The sequence below is a fragment of the Burkholderia sp. Cy-637 genome (assembly GCF_011753175.1).
GTDB classification, from domain to species: domain Bacteria; phylum Pseudomonadota; class Gammaproteobacteria; order Burkholderiales; family Burkholderiaceae; genus Burkholderia; species Burkholderia gladioli.
Window position 1 is genome coordinate 24,833 of the sequence record NZ_VWWC01000017.1, and the last position, 20,910, is coordinate 45,742.

18 protein-coding genes and 1 riboswitch are annotated in these 20,910 nt (G+C 63.4%); of the genes, 7 read left to right on the forward strand and 11 right to left on the reverse strand.

Features of this window, described 5'->3' with window-relative positions:
- Positions 1-71 precede the first annotated feature (71 nt).
- Entirely contained in the window at positions 72-1,130 is a 1,059-nt protein-coding gene (locus F3J10_RS07745; protein ID WP_167241815.1) for an aldehyde reductase, read from the reverse strand.
- 61 nt (positions 1,131-1,191) lie between these two features.
- Between F3J10_RS07745 and F3J10_RS07750 the strand changes: the two genes are divergently transcribed.
- Positions 1,192-2,208, forward strand: a complete 1,017-nt coding sequence (locus F3J10_RS07750) for an AraC family transcriptional regulator (protein ID WP_205200202.1) — start codon at positions 1,192-1,194, stop codon at positions 2,206-2,208.
- Positions 2,209-2,446: 238 nt separating this feature from the next.
- Here the strand turns inward: F3J10_RS07750 and F3J10_RS36615 are convergent, their stop codons facing one another.
- From F3J10_RS36615 to hsdR, 3 genes are all read right to left on the reverse strand, one after another.
- On the reverse strand, positions 2,447-3,826 hold the full coding sequence (locus F3J10_RS36615) for a restriction endonuclease subunit S (protein WP_167241817.1): 1,380 nt from the start codon (positions 3,824-3,826) through the stop codon (positions 2,447-2,449).
- On the reverse strand, positions 3,823-5,280 hold the full coding sequence (locus tag F3J10_RS07760; RefSeq protein WP_167241818.1) for an N-6 DNA methylase: 1,458 nt from the start codon (positions 5,278-5,280) through the stop codon (positions 3,823-3,825). Before F3J10_RS07760 ends, F3J10_RS36615 begins: the two co-directional genes overlap by 4 nt.
- 68 nt (positions 5,281-5,348) lie before the next feature.
- Positions 5,349-8,813, reverse strand: coding sequence for a type I restriction-modification system endonuclease (gene hsdR / locus F3J10_RS07765; RefSeq protein WP_167241819.1), 3,465 nt, complete (start codon positions 8,811-8,813; stop codon positions 5,349-5,351).
- Between the two features lie 576 nt (positions 8,814-9,389).
- On the opposite strand from hsdR, the gene F3J10_RS07770 reads away from it, so the two are divergent.
- The 3 genes from F3J10_RS07770 (at position 9,390) to F3J10_RS07780 (ending at position 11,396) form a co-directional block, all read left to right on the forward strand.
- Positions 9,390-10,094: a hypothetical protein gene (locus tag F3J10_RS07770; protein WP_167241820.1), complete on the forward strand. Its 705-nt coding sequence runs from the start codon at positions 9,390-9,392 to the stop codon at positions 10,092-10,094.
- A 175-nt stretch (positions 10,095-10,269) separates the two neighbouring features.
- Positions 10,270-10,830 carry a helix-turn-helix transcriptional regulator gene (locus F3J10_RS07775; RefSeq protein WP_167241821.1) on the forward strand — a complete coding sequence of 187 codons (561 nt, stop codon included), beginning with the start codon at positions 10,270-10,272 and terminating at the stop codon, positions 10,828-10,830.
- An 11-nt stretch (positions 10,831-10,841) separates the two neighbouring features.
- The gene (locus tag F3J10_RS07780) at positions 10,842-11,396 is read left to right on the forward strand and encodes a GNAT family N-acetyltransferase (protein ID WP_166912539.1); all 555 of its coding nucleotides are present in this window, start codon (positions 10,842-10,844) and stop codon (positions 11,394-11,396) included.
- Positions 11,397-11,424: 28 nt separating this feature from the next.
- Here the strand turns inward: F3J10_RS07780 and F3J10_RS07785 are convergent, their stop codons facing one another.
- The 3 genes from F3J10_RS07785 to F3J10_RS07795 all read right to left on the reverse strand — a co-directional run bounded on the left by F3J10_RS07785 (position 11,425) and on the right by F3J10_RS07795 (position 13,138).
- Positions 11,425-12,054: a VC0807 family protein gene (locus F3J10_RS07785; protein ID WP_036032848.1), complete on the reverse strand. Its 630-nt coding sequence runs from the start codon at positions 12,052-12,054 to the stop codon at positions 11,425-11,427.
- Between the two features lie 120 nt (positions 12,055-12,174).
- Positions 12,175-12,918: a CbtA family protein gene (locus F3J10_RS07790; RefSeq protein ID WP_167241822.1), complete on the reverse strand. Its 744-nt coding sequence runs from the start codon at positions 12,916-12,918 to the stop codon at positions 12,175-12,177.
- 10 nt (positions 12,919-12,928) lie between these two features.
- Positions 12,929-13,138 (reverse strand): CbtB domain-containing protein, encoded by a 210-nt coding sequence (locus F3J10_RS07795; RefSeq protein ID WP_025097409.1) that lies wholly within the window; start codon positions 13,136-13,138, stop codon positions 12,929-12,931.
- A 75-nt stretch (positions 13,139-13,213) separates the two neighbouring features.
- A riboswitch (cobalamin riboswitch) is annotated at positions 13,214-13,282 on the reverse strand.
- Positions 13,283-13,375: 93 nt separating this feature from the next.
- Between F3J10_RS07795 and F3J10_RS07800 the strand changes: the two genes are divergently transcribed.
- Entirely contained in the window at positions 13,376-13,966 is a 591-nt protein-coding gene (locus F3J10_RS07800) for a histidine phosphatase family protein (protein ID WP_025097410.1), read from the forward strand.
- A 46-nt stretch (positions 13,967-14,012) separates the two neighbouring features.
- Here F3J10_RS07800 and F3J10_RS07805 read toward each other — a convergent pair whose 3' ends face one another.
- The gene (locus tag F3J10_RS07805; protein WP_013691463.1) at positions 14,013-14,495 is read right to left on the reverse strand and encodes an Lrp/AsnC family transcriptional regulator; all 483 of its coding nucleotides are present in this window, start codon (positions 14,493-14,495) and stop codon (positions 14,013-14,015) included.
- A 182-nt stretch (positions 14,496-14,677) separates the two neighbouring features.
- Here F3J10_RS07805 and F3J10_RS07810 point away from each other — a divergent pair, with 182 nt between their 5' ends.
- On the forward strand, positions 14,678-15,970 hold the full coding sequence (locus tag F3J10_RS07810) for a cystathionine gamma-synthase family protein (RefSeq protein WP_013691464.1): 1,293 nt from the start codon (positions 14,678-14,680) through the stop codon (positions 15,968-15,970).
- A gap of 147 nt (positions 15,971-16,117) precedes the next feature.
- Here the strand turns inward: F3J10_RS07810 and F3J10_RS07815 are convergent, their stop codons facing one another.
- The 3 genes from F3J10_RS07815 to phnX are packed head-to-tail and all read right to left on the reverse strand — an operon-like array spanning position 16,118 to position 19,588.
- Positions 16,118-17,572, reverse strand: a complete 1,455-nt coding sequence (locus F3J10_RS07815) for an MFS transporter (protein WP_025097411.1) — start codon at positions 17,570-17,572, stop codon at positions 16,118-16,120.
- A gap of 16 nt (positions 17,573-17,588) precedes the next feature.
- On the reverse strand, positions 17,589-18,719 hold the full coding sequence (gene psrA, locus F3J10_RS07820) for an iron-containing alcohol dehydrogenase PsrA (RefSeq protein ID WP_166912547.1): 1,131 nt from the start codon (positions 18,717-18,719) through the stop codon (positions 17,589-17,591).
- A complete protein-coding gene (phnX, locus tag F3J10_RS07825) occupies positions 18,716-19,588 on the reverse strand; it encodes a phosphonoacetaldehyde hydrolase (protein WP_167241823.1) in 873 nt (290 codons plus the stop codon). The genes psrA and phnX overlap by 4 nt, the downstream gene beginning before the upstream one ends.
- Positions 19,589-19,849: 261 nt before the next feature.
- On the opposite strand from phnX, the gene F3J10_RS07830 reads away from it, so the two are divergent.
- A complete protein-coding gene (locus F3J10_RS07830) occupies positions 19,850-20,758 on the forward strand; it encodes a LysR substrate-binding domain-containing protein (protein ID WP_036032857.1) in 909 nt (302 codons plus the stop codon).
- The last annotated feature ends 152 nt before the right edge of the window (positions 20,759-20,910 follow it).

Here is a 20,910-nt window from a genome sequence, read left to right on the forward strand (position 1 = left end):
CAAGGGGCTAGCGATGGCTTTGCGAGGGTCGAGGCGCCCGCCGGCGCCGGGCTTTACCGACCCGCGATCGCTCAGTTGTCGATCAACCCCAGCCGGATCAGGCTTTCGGCGCTGGCGACGATCGCGTCCTCCTGCGAGCGCGGCGCCCAGCCCAGCAGGCGGATGGCCTTCTCGCTGGTGACGTTCATGTCCACGCCGAGCAGCGGGAGCAGCCCCTTCATGGCCGGATTGCCGAGCACCACCTCGTCGGGCAGCAGCGCCGTCGGCACCTTGCTGGCGGCCTCGCCCAGCCGTTCGCGCAGCACCCTGGCGACATCCGCCATCCACAGGCTCGCGCCGCCGGTGGCCAGGAAGCGCTCGCCCTTGGCGGCCGGCTCGGTCATCGCCAGCAGGTGCAGGCTGGCGACGTCGCGCGCGTCGACGAAACCCGAGTTGATCCGCAGATAACCCGGCTGCCCGTTCAGCAGGTTCCTGATCAGGTGGATCGAGTGCGAATAGTCCGCGCCCAGCACCGGGCCCACCACGGCCACCGGATTGACGGCCGACAGTTCGAGGCCGCCGCCTTCGCGCGCGATGAAATCCCAGGCGGCGCGTTCGGCCAGCGTCTTCGACTTCTGGTACGGCGCGATATGGCCGTCCACGTCGCTCCAGTCGGTTTCGTCGAAGGGGCGGCGGTGATCGGCACCGTGCCCGGCGCCGATCGCACCGAATGCCGAGGTCAGCACCACGCGGCGCACGCCGTTGTCGCGAGCGGCGCGCAGCACGCGCAGGTTGCCCTCGACGGCGGGACGGATCCAGGCCTGCTCGTCCTCGTTGGCGTATTCGCCCGAGGGCGTCGGCGAGGCGCCGTGCATTACGTAGGCGCAGCCGCTGGCGGCTTCGTCCCAGCCCGCGTCGTCCGCCAGGTCGGCCACCACGAAGGAAAGCCGATCGCCGGCCTCGACGCCGCCCGCCGCGAGCTGCCGGCGCACTTCCGCCTCGCGCGACAGCGAGCGGACCGTGGTGCGCACGCGATAACCCTGTTCCAGCAAGGCCAGCATGCAATGCTGGGCGATGAAGCCGGTCCCGCCGGTGACCAATACCAGATCCTTGCTCGTGTCCGGCTGCGGAATTTCCTGATTCGACGACATGACAGCGCCTTCCCTTGATAACGATGAGCCGCCAGCTTAAGGCGCCGCCTCCGGACGGAGAATGCTTGAAAGTGCGCTTTACTTGCGTGATAGTGCGGACATGACTTCAGATCCCCTCTCCGACATCCTCAAGCTGGCCAAGGCGGAATCGCTCGTCACGGGCGGTTTCTCGGCCGGCGCCCCGTGGGCGATCCGGTTTCCGGCGCCTGCCTCGATCAAGTTCTTCGCCGTGATGCGCGGGCATTGCTGGGCCTGCTTCGAGGGTGAGAGCGAAGCCCTTTACTTCGAATCGGGCGATGTGGGGCTGTTGTCGGCGCGGCGCTCCTTCGTGCTGTCCAGCGATCCGTCGTTGGAGCCGGTCGATGCGATGAGCCTGTTTTCCGGCGCCGGCAAGTCGACGGCGGTGATCGGCGACGGCCGGGATTTCGCGCATATCGGCGGCCATGTGCTGCTCGATCCCGAGGGCGGGCGGCTGCTTACCAGTGTGTTGCCGCCGTGGATCCGTATCCAGGCGGCGGCGCCGCAGGCTGCTGCGTTCAGGCAGTTGCTCGCGCAGCTCGTCGAGGAACGTTCGGATCCGCTGCCGGGTACGCAGCTGGCCTCGGCGCATTTGGCTCAGTTGCTGTTTATTCAGATCCTGCGTGCCCATATGGCGAATGAGGAAGCGCTGCCGGCTAGCTGGTTTCGGGTGATGTGCGATCGGCGGATTGCGCCTGCGCTGACGTTGATGCATGGCGAGCCGGCGCGTAATTGGCGGCTCGATGAATTGGCCGAGGCCTGCGCGATGTCTCGTACCACGTTTGCGCTGCGCTTTCGGACGGCGGCGGGGATGGCGCCGTTGAGTTATCTGGCCGATTGGCGCATTCGTTTGGCGGAGCGGGCGTTGCGGGAAAGTAGCAGCTCGGTGGCGCAGATTGCGGAATCGGTTGGGTATACCTCGGAGAGCGCGTTTAGTAATGCGTTCAAGAAGGCGACGGGGCAGTCGCCTAGGGGGTATCGGGGGGGCGTGTGGGATGCTGGTGCGGCTGATAGGGCGGAAGGGGTGGTTGTTGAGCTCGAAGCGGTAAAAAACGAGTAAGAGGCATGGCAGGCGTGGGGAGTCGGAGTATCAACAAGCGTGTGCACAGATAACCCACGACTTAGGTCCAGTCCCACCGCGGGTGTCCAGGCGAGACCGTCAGAGCGCATGCGAATGGCCTACTGCCGCGCGGAAGTAGCAGCCTAGCGTTGGATGCGATTGACTATAGCCGACGCATTCCGGCGATCAAGTTTTGGTCATCGACGTCCACCCCTCACTCAGAACCAGCCATTTGCGTTCACAGTCCTTTCGCGGCTCTTTCCAGCACGTTGGGCACGAATCCCCTCTTCGTCGCCTTGCCTTCGCCCGATCTTTCCGTCTTCAGCCGCTTCAAAAGCACTGCGGCTGGTTCATCGCTCGGGTCCTGTGGAACGAGTTCGCCACGGAAGGCTTTGGCGAGCAATGCTGGCGTAAGCCGTGAAAGTGCGGCACTGGCCGTGGCATGTCGAACGATCAATGAGTCTGCTAAAGCAAACAGCACATCTACGCGACGTACAATTTCCCGCTGCTCATCTAAAGAAGGCAGATGAATTTCCACGGCCTTGACATCACTTTGGTTGATACTGGCTTGGTTAACGGCGTGCTTCGCGTGGCTAATCAAGTTCGATCGCCCGCGGGGGCTACAAAGAGCGATCCGAAGATATTTCGGCAACAGATCCGCCACAGTTCGAATACGCATCATGTTGCTCTCGAACACACACGGTTCATCTAAGCCTTCAATCAACGCACATTTTCCGAGATGCTCAATGCTATTCACACGATTGATAACAATATCGCCATTCCGCAAGCCGTATTGCTCCATTTCTGATTCGACAACTCCCAACCTTTTTAGATTATCAAACGACGTGACATAGCCATCACTGAAACTATCAATCCGCAAAATACGCGTACCGTCACCATAACTCGATGCCGGTTTGTAAAGCCCATTTTTCGGGCCATCTGCAATCAGTTCGCCAAGCGCGTGTCGTCGCCATAGTGACTCGGCTCGACTGCTGCGCCAATCGCCCGTTAAAGCGCCTGACGTAGCGGCTTCGAGCACGGCCTGTCGAAAACGCCCAAGGATTCCAGGCACCCGGTCGAGCCGTTCACGACACGCATCCACGCGTGCGAGCACTGCATCGAGCTTGTCAGCGATGCGCTTTTGCTCAAGCATTGGAGCCAAAATGAACGGCGCCTTCTTGCCCGCATCAGTACCCAGTCTCGGCATGTTGACACCGTGACTAACCTGATTCACGTAGGCCATAAATGCCGGATGCCGCATCCAGTGAAACAGATATCGCCCGTGCACAGCCGCGTTGCTTTGCAAAGGTACGATTTCAGTAGTACAGACCCCATCTGAATCAGCCCAAAGGACCTTATTCAAATATGGCCGGAGCTTCCCGTACAGTACATCTCCTGTCTTGAATACATTCTTTGTACTCTTCGATTTTCGATCAGAGAACGTGAGGCGCTGTATGAGCCGCGAACGATCCTTTTCGATATCCTCCAGCTCGAGAACCCACGTTTCGGGAGTGATTACCGCAGGTTCGACCTTCGTCGTCTTCCCGTAATCGATTACTTCGCCAAGTTCAATTGATGACCACGACTCAGGCATTTCGATTGATTGGTTCGTGGTCACGATTCGAGATCCTCCCCAAGCTGTGCGAGGATAGCCTTCAGTTCATCAACGGCGGCCTTCAACTCGTCAATCGCCTCATGAGCAAGCACAACGGGATCTGGCAGATCGGACGCATCGCTCGCGTTTTCATCTTTAAGCCATGAGATATCCAAGCGATCAGCACGGTCCTTTATCCATTTTCGACTGAAAGCGCGAAAACGACCATTCTCACCTTCGTCGACGCGCTTGCTACTTCCATCTATTGCATTGCCGTACGCAGCTTCAAATTCCGCGAAATATTCGCGCGTTAGCGGAGTTCGCTTGCCGAAACTTGGGGCATTCGCCCGAAGGTCATAAACCCAGACCTTCTTCGTGATATCAGTCGCGGACTGGCTCACCTTATTGAAGAAGAGCACGTTGGTCTTCACACCTTGCGCATAGAATATGCCGGTAGGCAAACGCAGAATCGTGTGCAGGTTGCACTTGTTCATTAGGTCGCGCCGAACATCAGCACCGACGCCAGCTTCAAATAGCACGTTGTCCGGCACAATCACAGCCGCGCGTCCGCCATCCTTGAGATGCCGCACGATGTGCTGCAAGAATGCGAGCTGCTTGTTGCTCGTCTCATACGTAAGATCCTCGCGGGTTGCGCCACCCCCACCTTTCGCTGTACCGAATGGCGGATTGCTGAGAATAATGTCGGACTTGGGCAGGGCGGTCCCTGCACTGCCGAGCGTATTCCCGATGTGGACGACTCCCTCATCGTCACCCTCCATGCCGTGCAGCATGCAGTTCATCAACGCGAGCCGCCGCGTGCTCGACACTAGCTCCATGCCTACAAACGCCCTATTGCGCTGGAATGTGCGCTGCTTCTCGTTTAGGTCGTAGAGGTCGTCCGTCTGCGCTTTGATGTACGCGTCCGCTGCGATGAGAAAGCCCGCTGTGCCTGCTGCCGGGTCTTGGATCGTTTCGCCCGCCTGAGGCTTGATGATGTGGACGATGCTGTCAATCAGCGGACGCGGCGTGAAATATTGGCCTGCACCCGACTTCGTCTCGTTTGCGTTCTTCTGCAGCAAGCCTTCGTACAGGTCACCGAGCCCGTCGCGCTTTGCCGAGAACCAATCGATAGCATCAAGGCTCTTGACGAGCTGTTCGAGGTGTCGAGCCTCCTTCAGGCTCGTCTGCGCGTCGGCGTAGATGGCGGCGATCAGCTTGTCGGTACTTTGGCTGAGGGACAGCAGCATCGCGCGATAGTGATTCAGGAGGTTCAACCCGCTCCTGCCGGTCAAGTCAGCCCAGCGCGCCCCTTCGGACAGCTTGTGCTTGGTAAGCAGGCCATTCTGCGTGTTCTCATGTTCCATCTTGATGAACAGTAGCAGGACCAGCTCGGTTACGTAGTTCGTGTAAGTGATGCCATCGTCACGAAGCACATCACACAGGTTCCAGAGCTTCTGGACGATATCGTTGTTACTCATGGGAGCAAGTTCTTGAGAGGATCGCGGGGGTCAATGACGCAGGGGCGAAGTGATCCCCAACATGAGAATTATGCCACTTGCGGCCAGAGCGCCCCGGCAAGGCCTTGCAGCACATCATCGAGTTTTTCGCCCAAGGTCTTGTTCAGCAGCTTGGCGCCGCCATCGTTGGCAAACGTGGTGTTAACGAACTGTTCATCGATAACCACCTCATGCACGAGTTGCTTCGCCAGTCGTTCAAGCCATCTGCGTTGTACATGAGTCCAGTTAGTCATCTTGTAAATACCTTCCATCGCATGCGCAACGCGCTGATCAAAAGGAAGGAGAGCCTCGCCGATTGCTGCCTGCCGGATGTAGCCAACGATGCTGGCAGCTATCTCCTGGTTAGTCTGGTTACGCCACGCGGTTCTGATCTTCGCTTCCGTGTATCCATGTTCGTCGAGCAGGAGACGAACCGCGCGCAAATCGGCGCGTGTTAGGTCCTTCGGCCGATTCACAACCACCGACAGAGCAGCCGACTCATTCATCTGCTTGCGGATGAAGTTGGTGAAACTGTCGAGGTAGTCTTCTGGTCTACCAAACTCGCCATAGCTTTGCTCACGCAGTACCAATTCATCTGTATGCTCCGAGATGATCGGCATATGCTCCGTCCCAGCAAGTTGCCTCACCTCGGCGAGCTGGTCCAATAGCTGCTTGTGCTGGCACATGAATTCGGCCGCGCCAGTCGGCCCAAGCTCGCGGAGGTATTCGTGTAGCTTGTTCGCAGGCACACCCCACGTCTGTTCAAGCTCGGCGAGCCGCTCTTGCAGCGCTGGCCTCTTTTCCGCCTGATGCGCGGCCTTCCGGAGCACGCGCATTAGGCTTTGGTTTAGCGCATCAAGCACTTCGTGAGCATGCGTCCTTTGGGGGGTACTACCCGGCGCATCGAAACTCGCGGGGTCAGTGAGCTCATCAATGAGTTGTTCAATGGTGACGCTCGGGTCCTTCACGAGCGGCTTCATGGTCGTCACGTCCTCAAGCGCCGCATAAATGTCGACGGGATCGTAGATCTTGAAGACGGTTTTTCCAATTTCATCGCATCGGCGCGTGGCGCGCCCGATCATCTGCTCGTAGAGGATCCGGGACCGCACCCGGCGCAGGAAGACAAGATGGCAAATTGGTGGCACATCGATACCAGTAGTAAGCAGGTCCACCGTGATAGCAATGCTGGGGAATCTCTCGTTCTTGTACAGGCGGATTAGCTGGCTCACCTTATCGGATTGACCGGTGATCTTTTTCACCGCTGTTTCGTTATAGTCGTCTCCGTATTGCTCCTTAAACGCCTCGTCGAGCAGACGCTTGACCATATCTGCGTGCAAATCGGTTGCGCAGAAGATTAGAGCCTTTTCTTCGCCGAAGGGGTCGAATTCCTTCGCCAACTCGGCGCAGATGACTTTGTTGAACTGCTCGCTAATGACGCGGCGGTTAAACGATTCCACATTGAAGTTGAGTTCGTCATCCAGCTCGGAGAATTCCAGCTCGCCGGTTGCCATATTGATGGCCGTGATCTTCTCGCCTTTCTCGAACTTAATACCGTTCTTAGACAGCAACGTCTCATACCTAATTGGCGGTTCATGGTCAATCAGCCAATCGTCTGCGACAGCGTCCCGGTAAGAGTACGTATAGACCGGTTTTCCAAATATCTCCGTCGTGTGCTTCGCCGGTGTTGCTGTGAGCCCGATCTTTACAGCGTCGAAGTAGTCCAGAACCCGTCGATAGCTCGACATGTATTGTGCCTGGTCGCGCACTACCATTTCGCCCTCGGTCATCTCCTGGTCCAGCGTATAGCCGCGATGCGCTTCATCGACAATAATGCAATCGAACTCATCGATGCCCGGAGGGACATCAGATTGCAGGATGCGCCGAACCATCGCCTGAACCGTCGCAACTTGGACGCGTGTTTCAGCCTCAGCGGACATATCCCCCAGCTCGGCAACGTTGTAGATCTTCGATAGCGGCTGATTCTGCTCAAGCAATGCCTCGTCGAATGCGTCGGTCGCTTGCTGGCCGAGCGCAGTGCGGTCCACGAGAAAGAGGATTCGTCGAAAGCGCTCAGTTTTCAGCAGCCGATACATGAGACCGATAATCGTTCGGGTCTTGCCAGTGCCGGTGGCCATTGCAACGAGAATCGCCCGTTGTCCCTGCGACAGGGCCGTTTCGACTCCCTGGATTGCCTTGATTTGGTAATCGCGTAGTCTCAGATAGTCGAAGCCCTCCTGTGCGAGTTTGGCTTCGGCCTCGTCCTTGCTTCGCTCCAATCGATCGATCAGACCGTCCGGCTGATGAAAACCAACGAGTGCGTCGGCCAGATTCGACGGCACACGAAGGTCGCGGAACCATGTGCCACTATGTTCGCGCAATTGTTCAATATACGGGCGACCGTTGCAGGAGTAAGCGAATGGGACCTGGAAAAATCCACCTTGCCCGTCGGGCCATGGTCCGTGTTGTCCGGCCGCCTTCCAGGCGGGCGAATGATCAGGTGCAAGTTGGAAGCCGCGCGAATATCGCTCTGCCTGTCCAATCTTCCCCGCGACGTTTTTGTTGATGCTCTTCGCCTCAACCACCGCGATCGGCCTCATCCCGACGAAGAGTATGTAGTCGGCAGACTGCTTGCCCAGCGTGGGCCATTCGGCAATGGCCTTGTTCTTTCCTGCCTCAGGTCGCGCGCCCTTGGCATAAGTCAATTGTTGTGTGTCCGCGCCCCATCCCGCGTCGACTAGCTGTTGGTCGATAAGGATACGCGTCAGCTCTTCATTCAGCACGAGATTCTTCGTTGCCTTTTTCGTGCTCGCCTGTGCCTCCTTGGCTTGTTGCGCGCCAAGTTGCGCCTGGAACTGCTTTACCTTTGCATCGAACTCTTCCTGGGCATTCTTGAGGGCCGCCTCTTGCTCGTGCGCTAGCTCCTTGTATGTCTTCGCCTCAGCGTCCATCTGCAACGCGAGCGTCTCGTACTCCTGTTTCTCCTGCGCGACGAGGTCGGCGAGCTGCTGGTTGTCTTCGAGCGTTTGTGAGGCGGCTTTCAGTTGCGCCTTGAGCTGATCGATCTCGTTTTGGAGATCGCGTAGGTGTGAGCTGGGGTCCGCTGGCGGAATAAACGGGCCGGGTTTGAATGCAGTGCCTTGCTTTCCAAATGATTCATGGAACCAGATGGCGAGCGAGCGCGCGACCTTGAGACCATCCATGGCCTCCTTGTGCTGAGTCTTGAATTCGTGTGTGGCCTTGTTTCCTTCCACGCGCAGCGTGTGGAAGAGTCCCCGGATGGTCCGGTCGAGCCCAGCCTCACGCTCCAACCGATAGAGCAGGTCGGCTTGACTCATCTGCTCGAACTCCACGCCCAATCGTGAGGCGAGGTCCTGAGCCATTGCCTCACCGAATTGCCGAAGCTTGATCAGTGTCGTATTGGGGTCGGCGGCAAATGCATTTTCCGCTGCCGCGCCTAGTTGCGCGAGGAGTGGCGAGTGCTCGGCGAGGAAGCTGAAGTTCCCGGAATGGCTCACGATTGTTGGTCTGGTTGTTTTTTGTGTCAAGAGAATACGCCAAACGACCGAGCATGAAAATGCCCCCACCCTCTTCTTGCTTCATTACAAAAAGGCCTCGACACTTGCAGGGAGCCTGTGCGATATCGCCGACTCAAGCGAGTGCGTGGCGCGATCTGCCTCGACACCGCTACATCGCGGCCAGACCAGCGCTAGAGCAAGCGCCGCACAGCCGTGGGCACACAGGGGGTAAATCAACCTTCGGGCTGAAAAAACGAAAAGGGGTTAGTTACACAGGCCGCTAACCCCCTTGAATTCGTTGGTCTGAGCGATGGGATTGGAACCTACGACCTCTGCCCCCAAATCACACGCCGTATGCCTCGATGAGCGGTTGATCGCACAATCACGGTCGTTCGACGACGGTGCGTAAATGACCGCTCATGGCCAGAAGCCGACGGATACTGTGGACAGCCCCCATTCCTCCCCTTCCACCAACGACCAATCAAAAGCCCCTCGCCACCCGATTCCCACCAACACCACCCCACTAAATCGTTACAATCGCGACCTCCCCCCCATCGACAGCATCGAATTCGAAACATGCTGACTTCCTATTTCTGGAGCGGCGACGCCATCCGCAGTCGACGCGTCAGTGACATCGTTCTATCAGGCACGGTCGACGTGCCTGTTCCCTCCGCACGCGTACTCGCGGATTGGGAAAGGGAAACATCGTCGCGGCTCGTACTGGAACCTGGGGATGTCGAGGCAATGCCTTTGGCGCGAACGCAGGCGCGCTGGCCGGACTACAAGCGCTGCGTGCAGGCAATGTCCGACTGGACGTGCGTACTGGGGCTGCCCACCGTGCTTGCTTCCAGCGACGTGGCCCTCATGGCGTGTCGTGGCGCGAGGTACCACCATGACGGTGCGCAATATGGCGGTGCGGCCTTCTGCAATCTCTTCCTGAGCGAGGACCGGGGGCTGGACTTGCATTTTCCCTCTACGGGCCACCGTATTCCCCTGACCCGGGGAACAGCCGTGATATTCGATACCGGCCAGCCTCATGGCGTCATCCAGCGCCACAGTAGCGGCTTTAACGCGGTCGATTTCGCGCCGGACCAGGATTGCACCCAGATATTCCTGACTTGGGAGCTTCCCATCGAAGACGCCCAGGTAGGGCAAGCGCTCGAGGTCGTCTTCGACGTTGCCCCAGCGACCGCGCTGCACCTGGATGAGGAGCAAGTCTGGTCGAACGGCGCACCCGCCGCTGTATGCCCGGAATCTGGTCGCTGGCACCGGGCCGACTGATTGTCCGGGTCACATCCTGGCGTTACCGTGGCACGCCGGACAGGCGTCTGTTCAGCACGATAGCCGGCTAATCGGCTGGCCGCATGCCTTGCACAAACCCTGCCCCTGCATTGACAGGCGATTTTCGGCAATCTAGTTTACTGGAAAACACATCCAGCAAACTGGAACCGCCCCGATGACCATCCACGACCGAATCGCCGAACGCCTGCGCGCCCTGCGCGATGCCCGCGGCTGGTCGCTCGAAACACTGGCCGAGCACAGCGGCGTGAGCCGCTCGAACATTTCCCTGATCGAACGCGGCCAGAGCAGCCCGACCGCCGTCGTGCTCGACAAGCTCGCCACCGCGCTGGCCGTGCCCCTCTCCTCGCTATTCGGCGAAAGCGACGAGAGCGAGGCCCCTTCACCAATCGCCCGCGCCGCCGATCAACCGCTATGGACCGACCCCGCCTCGGGCTACCAACGCCGCCAACTCTCGCCGGCGCTGCGCTCGCCGATCCAGCTCGTCGAAGTTCACTTCCCACCCGGCGCGCGCGTCCACTTCGACACCAGCGCGCGCGACGCCGACATCCACCAGCAGATCTGGCTGCTCGAAGGCGTGATGGAGATCACCGCCGGCACCATCGCCTGGCGGCTCGAGGCCGGCGACTGCGTGGCGATGCGCCTCGACAGCCCGATGCAATTCCACAACCCCACGCGCCGGGCCGCCCGCTACCTGGTGGCACTGAGCACGCGCTGATCCGAGCCATCATGACCTCGCAAACCACGCCCGCCCAAGCCCCCCGCATCCGCCGCCTAGACGCCGACGAGGCCCGCGCGAAGATCCCCGAACTCGCCGAGGTATTGATCGATTGCGTCGAGGGCGGCGCCTCGGTCAGCTTCATGCTGCCGATCGCGCGCGACACCGCGCTGCGCTTCTGGCAAGACGTGGCCGACGAGGTCGCGCTCGCGCGGCGCGTGCTGCTGGTGGCCGAGGATGCAGCCGGCATCGCGATCGGCACCGTGCAGATGATCACCGCGCAACCGGAAAACCAGCCGCATCGCGCCGATATCGCGAAGATGCTGGTGCACCGGCGCGCGCGCCGGCAAGGCGTGGGCGAGGCCTTGATGAAGGCCGTCGAGGCGATCGCGTCAGAGGAAGGAAAGACCGTGCTGGTACTCGATACCGTCACGGGAGGCGCCGCGGAGCGGCTCTATCGCCGCGCGGGCTGGCAGCGCGTGGGCGACGTGCCCGGCTTCGCGCTGATGCCGGATGGCGCCTTGTGCGGCACCACCTTCTACTACCGGCACGTCGCCGCGAGCTAAGCGCGCCTTGGGCTGAACGACCCAGCGCTCACAGCGTGGCCTCGCCCACCTGCACGCGGCCGCGCAGCCGCTTGCGCAGCCAGAAGGTCCAGACCATCAAGCCGCCGAAGGTCACATAGCTGAGGATCGGCGTAACCACCAAGGTGCGCTCGATCGGCCAGTTCCAGGCGCACCAGCTACGCACGCTGCACTCGATCACCAGCCCGAGCCCCCACATCAGCGTGATGAGACGCAGGGCCGAACGCACCGAGGCGCTGTCCTCCCACAAGCGCTCGAAGCGCTCCACGCCGCCCTCGCCTTCGCGCGCCACGGTGGCGCGCGTCAGGTAGTAGGTGATCGGCCGCTTGAACACCAGCGACACCAGGAACACCACGCCGATCGTGCCCGACACGAAGGACTCGCGCACCAGCAGCAGGCGCGGGCTGCCGCCGCCGGCCATCAAGGCGATCGACAGCGCGATGCCGAGCAGCGCGATGGCGGAGAGCGCATCCACGCGCCGCGTCCTGGCGAATTCGACGATGCCCCACAGCAGCGGCGGCACGGCCGAGGCATACAGCGCGCCCGATTCTCCCCAGCTCGGCAGGGCGAGCCGGTACACCACCCACGGCAGCACGAAATTGACGGCCAGCTCGGCGACGAAGGCAACGCGGATCTTCACGGGAGGGGAACCTCGCGGATAAAACAGGGCGGGGTCAGTATAAAGGCGAACGGCCACCGAGGTGGCCGTCGCATCGCCGGTGCCGCGCAAGGGCGGCGAGGCGGATATCGCGCGCGGCGCCTACAGCGCGACCGGCGCGTTGCCGCGACGCGGCACGGCAACCAGCCCGCTGCGTTCGACCAGCGCGCCGAACAGCAGGCCGATGGTGGTCCACAGAATCGCCTGCATGCCGATCGCGGCGACGCGGAACTTCCACAGCACCACGGCCGGGAACGCTGCCGGCACCTCGTTGATGGTGGGCAGCGCGAACTGCACGGCGGCGATGATCGCGATATAGAGCAGCCCCGCCACGATCGAGGCGTTCCACTGCCCCATGCGCGCGGCCAGCGCGCGCCGGAAGTTCAGCGAGAACACGCCGACCGCGATCGAGATCGCGATCATCAGGAAGAACAGCCCGGTGCGATAACCAATAGTGTCCGGATCGCCCACCGAGGGCGGGTTCGCCGGGTACTTGAGGTTCGGCACGACCACCAGCGAGACGAAAGCGGCCGCCGCGAGGCAGGCCGACAGCGTGCGCGGCTGGCGGCTGCCGATGCGGCCGTGCACGAAGGCGAAGGTCAGCGCGAACAGGCCGCCGAGCGCGGCGCCATAGACGATCACGCCGGTGCCGAGGCCGAGCCCGGCCTGGGTCGGCCGGCTGACGAGCTCGGGCTCGGGCGCCTCGCCCTTGGCCGCATCGATCTTCTCCTCGAAGGCGATGGCTCGATCGACCTGCGGCTCGCCGGCGAAACGGGCGAAGCCGAACACGAGGATCCCCGCGGCGATGCCGGCCAGCATCCCGCGTACCAACAGTTTTCCGACCATGGAGCCCCCGTCAGTGGCAGGGGAAGCCGAGCAGGTGGCGCGCGTCGTGCACGAACTCATGCACGTACATGCCCGGCACGATCGAGGTCGCGCCTTCCTCGGCGCCGACGAAGTACAGCGCCAGCAGCATCAGCAGGCCGCCGAACACGATCCACGGCATCAGCTCGCGGACCGGAATGGGCGCCGGCATGGCAACCGGCTTGAGGGTGGCTTCGGACATATTCGACTCTCCAGGGGATGACGCGCCCCGCTCGACAATGACTGTCAACGGAATGAAAGGATGCTCCATGTGCAGGTCTGGCTTCCGGGAAGGCCGGCTCCCCGGTTACAGTGGCGCGACCGCGCCGGCTTCGCACCGGCTTCCGCACATCGCAACGGCTGGATTCTACGCAAGATGGGCGGCGAACGGAAATCGCGCGCCGCCATGCCGGAGCGCCTCGCCGAACACAATGAAACGATGACGCTCACCGTCCGACTGATCTCTCACGCCGCGAATGCCGAACTGCGCGCCGGCAGCTTCCCCGACGACGCGCCGCTCGACGCACGCGGCCTGGCCGAAGCGGCACGCGCCGCCGCGCATTGGCGCTGGCCGCGCGAAGCCCGCGCGCTCAGTTCGCCGGCGCTGCGCGCGCGGCAGACCGCCGAGGCGCTCGGCCTGGATGCCGAGCCCGAACCCGCCCTCGCCGACCTCGATGCGGGCCGCTGGCGCGGCAGAAAATTGATGGCGATAGCGAACGACGCGCCGGAACAGCTTGAAGCCTGGATCACCCAGCCGGCCGCCGCGCCGCCCGGCGGCGAATCGCATCTCGAGGTGCTGCGCCGCGTCAGCGCCTGGCTCGATGCGCTGCCGGCGAGCGGCAGTTTCGTCGCCGTCACCCACGCGGCCGTGCTGCGCGCCGCGCTCGCGCATGCGCTCGGCATCTCGCCCGAAGCGATGCTGCGTATCGATATCGCGCCGCTCAGCGGGATCGAATTGAAGCGCTCGCCGCGCGGCTGGATCGTGCGTCTCGACGACAAGCTGCCTTCGATCGCAGCGCAACACGATTGACGCCGCGCGCGTCGCTACCAGAACACAATGCGCGTCAGCGCCATGGTCAACGCAAGGGCAGCTTCACCGAGGATTTCAGCTCGCGCATCGACACGGTGCTGAGCATTTCCTTCACGCCGGGCAGCGTGCGCAGGCGGTCGAGCACGAATTCGGAATAGGTATCGAAATCCTCGGCGAGGATCTGCAGCAGGTAGTCGTGCGCGCCGGTGGTGTTGTGGCAGGCGATCACCTCGGGCATCGCCATCACGCCGGCCTCGAAGGCGCGGCAGACTTTCTGCGTGTGGTTGTCGAGCGAGATATTGACGAAGGCCACCACGCCGAAGCCGAGCATGCGGCGGTCCAGCATGGCCTGGTAGCCGCGGATCATGCCGCTCGATTCCAGGCGCTTCAGGCGCTTCCAGCAAGGCGAGGGCGACAGCGAAACCTGCTCCGCGATTTCGGCATTACTGAGTCGCCCGTTCTCCTGAACAATCTGAAGTATTTTCATGTCGGTCGCATCAATCTCGACGCTGCGACTGCCTTTATTCATCGATTGGCCTTTCGGGAAAGATCGTTCCAAATTATAGGATTTGCGGGAACGAAAAGGAACGAATATTCTGGCCGGGCAACTCTACACTGAGCGCAACTCCGCCGTCGCCCGACGCGGTTTGCGCGGTGACGCACGCGTTCGGGCGACGGCGTTCTCTCATTCAAAAGACGAGGGCTCACACCATGACGTATTCGAACTATCACAAGAAGGATCTCAACGGACGCCCCCTGCATCCCGAGACCCAGATGATGTCGTATGGCTACGATCCCTTCCTCTCCGAGGGTGCCGTCAAGCCGCCGGTGTTCCTGACCTCCACCTTCGCCTTCAAGTCCGCCGAGGACGGCGCCGAATTCTTCGACATCGTCTCGGGCCGCAAGCCGCTGCCCGAAGGCGAGGCGGCCGGCCTCGTCTACAGCCGCTTCAACCACCCGAACCTCGAGATCGTCGAGGATCGCCTGGCCCTGCTCGACGGCTCGGAAGCCGCGGCCGTCACCTCCAGCGGCATGTCGGCGATCTCCACCGTGTTCCTCGCCTTCCTGCGCCCGGGCGACCAGATCGTGCAATCGGTGCCGCTCTATGGCGGCACGGAAACGCTGATCTCGAAGATCTTCCCCGAATGGGGCATCGGCACCGAGGCGATCGAGAACGGCCTGTCCCCGCAGTCGATCCGCGACGCGCTCGAGACCGCCGCGAAGAAGGGCCCGGTGCGCCTGGTCTACATCGAGACGCCAGCCAACCCGACCAACTCGATCATCGACCTCGACGGCATGGTGGCCGAGATCGACGCCTTCGAGCAGCGTCACGGCTATCGCCCGATCTCGGTCTGCGACAACACCCTGCTCGGCCCGATCTTCCAGAAGCCGGCCGCGCATCGCGTCGATCTCTCGGTCTACTCGCTGACCAAGTACGTGGGCGGCCACAGCGACCTGGTGGCCGGCGGCGTGACGGGCAGCAAGGCGATGATCACCAAGGTGCGCTCGATTCGCGGCGCGTTCGGCTCGCAGCTCGATCCGCATTCCTCGTGGATGCTGCTGCGCTCGATGGAAACCGTGGTGCTGCGCATGACCCAGGCCACCCAGACGGCCAGCCGCGTGGCGCGCTGGCTGGTGGACAATCCGCACCAGAAGGTCGAGGTGTTCCACCCGGAAACCATCCTCGACGACGCCTACCAGGCGGTCTACAAGCGCCATTGCACGGGCGCCGGCTCGACCTTCGCCTTCGTGCTGAACGGCGGCCGCGCGCAGGCCTTCCGCTTCATCAACGCGCTGCGCCTGTTCAAGTCGGCGGTCAGCCTGGGCGGCTCGGAATCGCTGGTCTGCCATCCCGCCTCGACCACCCATTCGGGCGTGTCGGCCGCGGCACGCGAGAAGGCCGGCGTCAGCGAAGGCCTGATCCGCATCTCGATCGGCCTCGAACACGGCGACGACCTGATCGCCGATCTCGAGAACGCCTTCATCGCCTGCGCGAAGGCCTGAGCGCATGAAGTCGTTTCACGCGGCGCGATAGCAGCGCCGCGCGAAACGAAAACGGCGCGACACGCTCACCGTGCCGCGCCGTAACGCGAACCGCATCGGGCGGGGCGAGCCGGAACCGGCCGCCCCGCCCTTTTCATTGCGCCATGCTCATTGCGCGGTCGCCGCGCGCGGGGTCCAGCCGGCCTGGTGGGCCGTGCCGTTGTCGGCGCTGCCTTCCTCGAGCGAGACGTTGCGCGTCTCGCGGCCGTTCACGAACCAGAGCAGCGCGGCCAGCGGGCCGGGCAGCGCCAGCAGCAGCAGCCCGATCAGCGCGGCCGAGGGCGTGCCGGTCGCCGCGTAGACGTTGGTCAGCATCAGCGGCGCCACCATCGCGCCGACCCGGCCCACCGCCACCGAGACACCGAGGCCGGTGGCGCGGATTCGCGTCGGCAGCACTTCCGAGGACACCACGTAGCCCGAGATGTAGGCCCAGGTCACGCCGAACTGGATCAGGCAGTAGCCGGCCACCATGCCCGGCAGCGTGTGCATCATGTAGATCAGCACGATCGCCGCCACCGTGAAGCTGTAGCTGACCAGCAGCGAGGTGCGCCGCCCCCAGGCCTCCACCAGCACCGAGGCGGTCAGCCCGCCGACCAGCGCGGCCGCGTTGCCGTAGACGTAGTAGAGCGGCATGTCGCCGGCCGGCACCTTCATGTACGGCAGGATCACCAGCGCCATCAGCGAGAGCACGCCATACACCACGGCGGCCTGCGAGAAGTTCAGCGCGCTGGCCAGGCCGCAGCGCAGCCGGTAGGCGCCGAACAGTTCGCGCACGTTGCGCCAGAAGGCCGGCTGCGAGGGCGTGAACAGCGCTGGCTCGTAGCGCTTGCGAGCCAGTTCGCGATTGGCCTCGCTCACGCCCGGGCGCTCGGCGCTGCCGGCGATCGCGGCGACGATCGCCTCGGCCTCGGCGATGCGGCCTTGCTGCAGCAGCCAGCGCGGCGATTCGGGAATCACGCGGCGGATCCAGAAGAACAGCAGCGCCATGGTGGTGCCGAGCCCGAAGCCCACGCGCCAGGCCACGTCGGCCGGCAGGTTGTTCAGCACGAAGTAGGAGATCGCGGCCGACAGCAGCGCGCCCACCGGGAAGCCCGACAGGATCAGCGAATCGGTCTTGCCGCGATGGCGGCGCGGGATGAACTCGCCCATCGTCGCGGTCACCGCCGAGTACTCGCCGCCCACCGCCAGCGCCGTCATGGCGCGGAAGAACAGGAAGGACTCGTAGTTCCAGGAGAAGATCGTCAGCACGCTGAAGCAGGCGTACCAGAGCAGGGTGGCGAGGAACAGGCGCTTGCGGCCGAAGCGGTCGGCCAGGTAGCCGAACGCGATCGCGCCCACCAGCATGCCGAACACCCAGATCGTCACGGCCAGCGAGCCTTGCGCCGAGCTCAGGTGCCACTGGCTCTTCAGCACGCCGAACACGCTGCCGATGATGTTGGTCTCGAACGAGTCGAGCGCCCAGCCGACGCCGAGCGCGGCGACCAGCAGCGTGTGGAACCAGGTCCACGGCATATTGTCCAGACGCGACAGCGCATCGGTCCGCACGGGTTGAGACGAGGTCATGAAGTTCTCCTGACGATCACGGCGAGGGCACGCTCAGTGCCACGTCCGGGAAATCGAATTGGGGAAAGCGCGCGGGCGCGCCGATGAAATTGCGGCCGCGCGCGCCCTCGAAGGCGCTTGCGACGATGTCCTGCCATTCGTCCTGCTCGATGCCGTAGGCGGCGGGTTCGCAGCGCACGCCGAGCGATTCCAGGAACTGCTCCAGCACGCGCGGGGCGGCCTCGAGGCTGCCGAACACCTCGGCCAGCGCGCGATCGCAATCGGCATCGGCGCCGATCGCCGAGCGCATCACCGCCGGCAGGCAGAACGAGCAGGCCATGCCGTGCGCCACGCCGTGATGCAGCGTGATCGCATACGAGATGTTGTGGGCCAGCGCGGTGCGCGTATTGGAGAAGGCCAGGCCCGCGCGCAGCGCGCCGAGCGCCATCGCCGAGCGCGCTTCGAGGTCGCCGGGCGCGGCCATCACGCGCGGCAGCGCCTGCAGGATCTCGCGCGCGGCATCCACGGCCAGGCCGCGCGTGACCGGGTTCGCGTTGCGGTTCCAGATGCTCTCCAGCGCGTGCGACAACGCATCGAGCCCGCTGGCCAGCGTCGGCGCGGGCGGCAGCCCGACCACCAGGCGCGGATCGACCAGCACCGTCTCGGGATAGAGATCGTCGCGCGCCAGCGAGAGCTTGCGGTCATGCTCGGGGTCCCACACGGTCGCCCAGGAGGTCACTTCGCTGCCGGTGCCCGAGGTGGTCGGAATCGCGACGATCGGCAGGGCCTGCGCGGCGTGGCGCGTCCTGCCATCGGCGATCCAGGCCAGCACCGGCTCCAGCCGGCCGTGCTCGGCCGCCAGCACCTTGGCGGTATCCATCACCGAGCCGCCGCCGAGCGCCACCAGCACCTCGGGCATGGCCGGCAGCGCGGCCAGCGCCGCACAGGCCTCGCGCAGCATCGTCACCGAGGGGTTGGCCTCGACCGAATCGATGCGCAGCAGCGCCGGGCCGGCGATCGCCTCAATGCGCGCGCAGGGCGCGAGGAAGGCCGTGTCGGGATAGGTGACGATCGCGTAGGAGCGGCCCGCCAGCACCTCGCCGATGGCGTCCAGCGCATCGATGCCGAAGCGCACGCGCACCGGGTTGTGGAATTGCCAGTCGCTCACGCCGTTTCTCCGGCAGCCAGGCGTTCGCCGATCGAGTCGATCACGGCCGGCAGGTCGGCGATGCTGTCGATCACGTAGTGCGCGCCGGTGCGGGCGATGCGCTCGCGCGCCGGCGCCACGCGCGCTTCGCGCGCGGCCGCGTCGAGCGCCTGCCACTCGGCCAGCGAGAGGCCCACCTCGTTGCCGCTGGCGACGATGCCCACCGTCCACATGCCGGCGGCCAGGCCCGATTCGAGGCCGGTGGGGCTGTCGTCGACCACCACGCAACTGCGCACGTCGGGCGCGCCGAGCGCCAGCGCATTGGCCAGGCACATGTCGGGATAGGGACGGCCGCGCGCCACGTCGCTGACCGTGCAGCAGTGATCGGGCCGATAGCCATGGCGCTCGGCCAGCGGCTGCAGGTGCTGCATGACCTCGCGCGGATAACCGGTGGTACTGCCGATGCGGATGCCGCGCGCGCGCAGCGTGGCGATAGTGTCGAGCGCGCCGGGGATCAGGTCGCTGTAGCGCTCGACGTTGCGTTCGTCGGCGATCAGGAAGTGCGCGTAGAGCGCGTCGATATCGGCATCGGTCGAGGCGGCGCCGCGCGCGGCGCGCCAGCGCGCCTGCACCTCGACGTCTTCCAGGATCAGTTCGATGTGCTCGCGCTTGGCGGCGCCCATCGGCGCGCGCGCCTCGGCTTCGCTGATCGGCACGCCGGCCGCTTCGAACACCTCACGAAATGCATGGACGGGCGCGAGGCAGCCGAAATCGAGCACCGTGCCGGCCCAGTCGAAGATCGCGGTGGTAACGGGGCCGCGGTAGGCGCGCTGGGCGCGGTGGGCGACATCGAGGGGGGCGGCATCGAGGGGGGCGGATCGCTGCAGCATGGCTGGGCTCCGGGAAAAGTGGATCACGGACGCCAGCATAGTTTTGCAACATGACCGGTCTATGATCGAACTACCCGGTCAAATCGAATCGATCCATCGAAAAAATCGTTGAATCATCGTTCGACCCTTGAACACCCAGGCGGGACGGGGCTTGCGGGCCGATCGATCAATCTTCACAGGAAAAGCCGCTTTTTAAGGGCCGATTCGACAGGATCGATCGGCCCGCGCCCGCCCCTTGCCGGCTCATCTCATGCGCAACCGATGACCCTGACCCAGATTCGTGCCTTCCTCGCCGTGGTCCAGCACGGCGGCTTCACGGCGGCGGCCCGCGCGCTCGCCACCAGCCAGACCACCATCACCTCGCAAGTCCAGGCGCTCGAACAGGAACATGGCGTGCAGTTGTTCCATCGCCGCGGACGGCGTGTCGAGCTGTCGACGGTCGGCCTCGACTTCCTGCCGCTCGCGCGCCAGATCAACGGCCTGGAGAACGACGCGCGCTCGCTGCTGCATGACAGCGGCGAGCTCACGCGCGGCGTGTTGCGGATCGGCGCGGTCAGCCCGTTCCACGTTACCGAGATCATCGAGGCCTTCCATACCGCGCATCCGCGCATGCAACTGGCCGTCACGCTCGGCAACTCGGAAAGCGTGCTCAACGACCTGGACGACTATGCCTGCGACGTCGGCGTGATCGCGCGCTCGTTCAGCGACGAGCGCTACGAGATGGCGCCTTATGCGAGCTACCCGGTGATCGCCTTCGTCGGCGCGGCGCATCCGTTCGCGGCACGCGAATCGATCACGCTGGCCGAACTGGCCACCGTGCCCTTGCTGATGCGCGAAGCCGGCTCGACCACGCGGCGCGCGCTGGAGGACGCGCTCGGCGCGATCGGCGCCACGCCGCGCATCGCCATGGAGATCGGCAGCCGCGAGGCGTTGCGCGAGGCCGTCGCGCGCGGGCTCGGCGTAGGCACGGTCTCGCTGTCCGAATACGTGCCCGACGAGGCCCGGCTGCGGCCGGTGAGAATCGAGGGTGACCCGGTCAGCACGCATATCCATGTGTGCTGCCTGCGCGAGCGGCGCGAGAGCCGGTTGGTGGCGGCCTTCTTCGAGGCGATGAAACAATGCCGGCCCGGCTCCGGCGGCAAGCTGCCGATCGCGGCACATGCCGAATGAATCGCAACGGAAAACAGTTAAATCAATTACATAAAAAACAGAATTCAATCGATAAAATGTTTAGATAAACATAATAAAAATTCGGAATACTCCGAGTAGTTCACCGCTTGTCTCTCTGGCACGCTGTCGATAGATGTCCTCGCCCCTGGTTG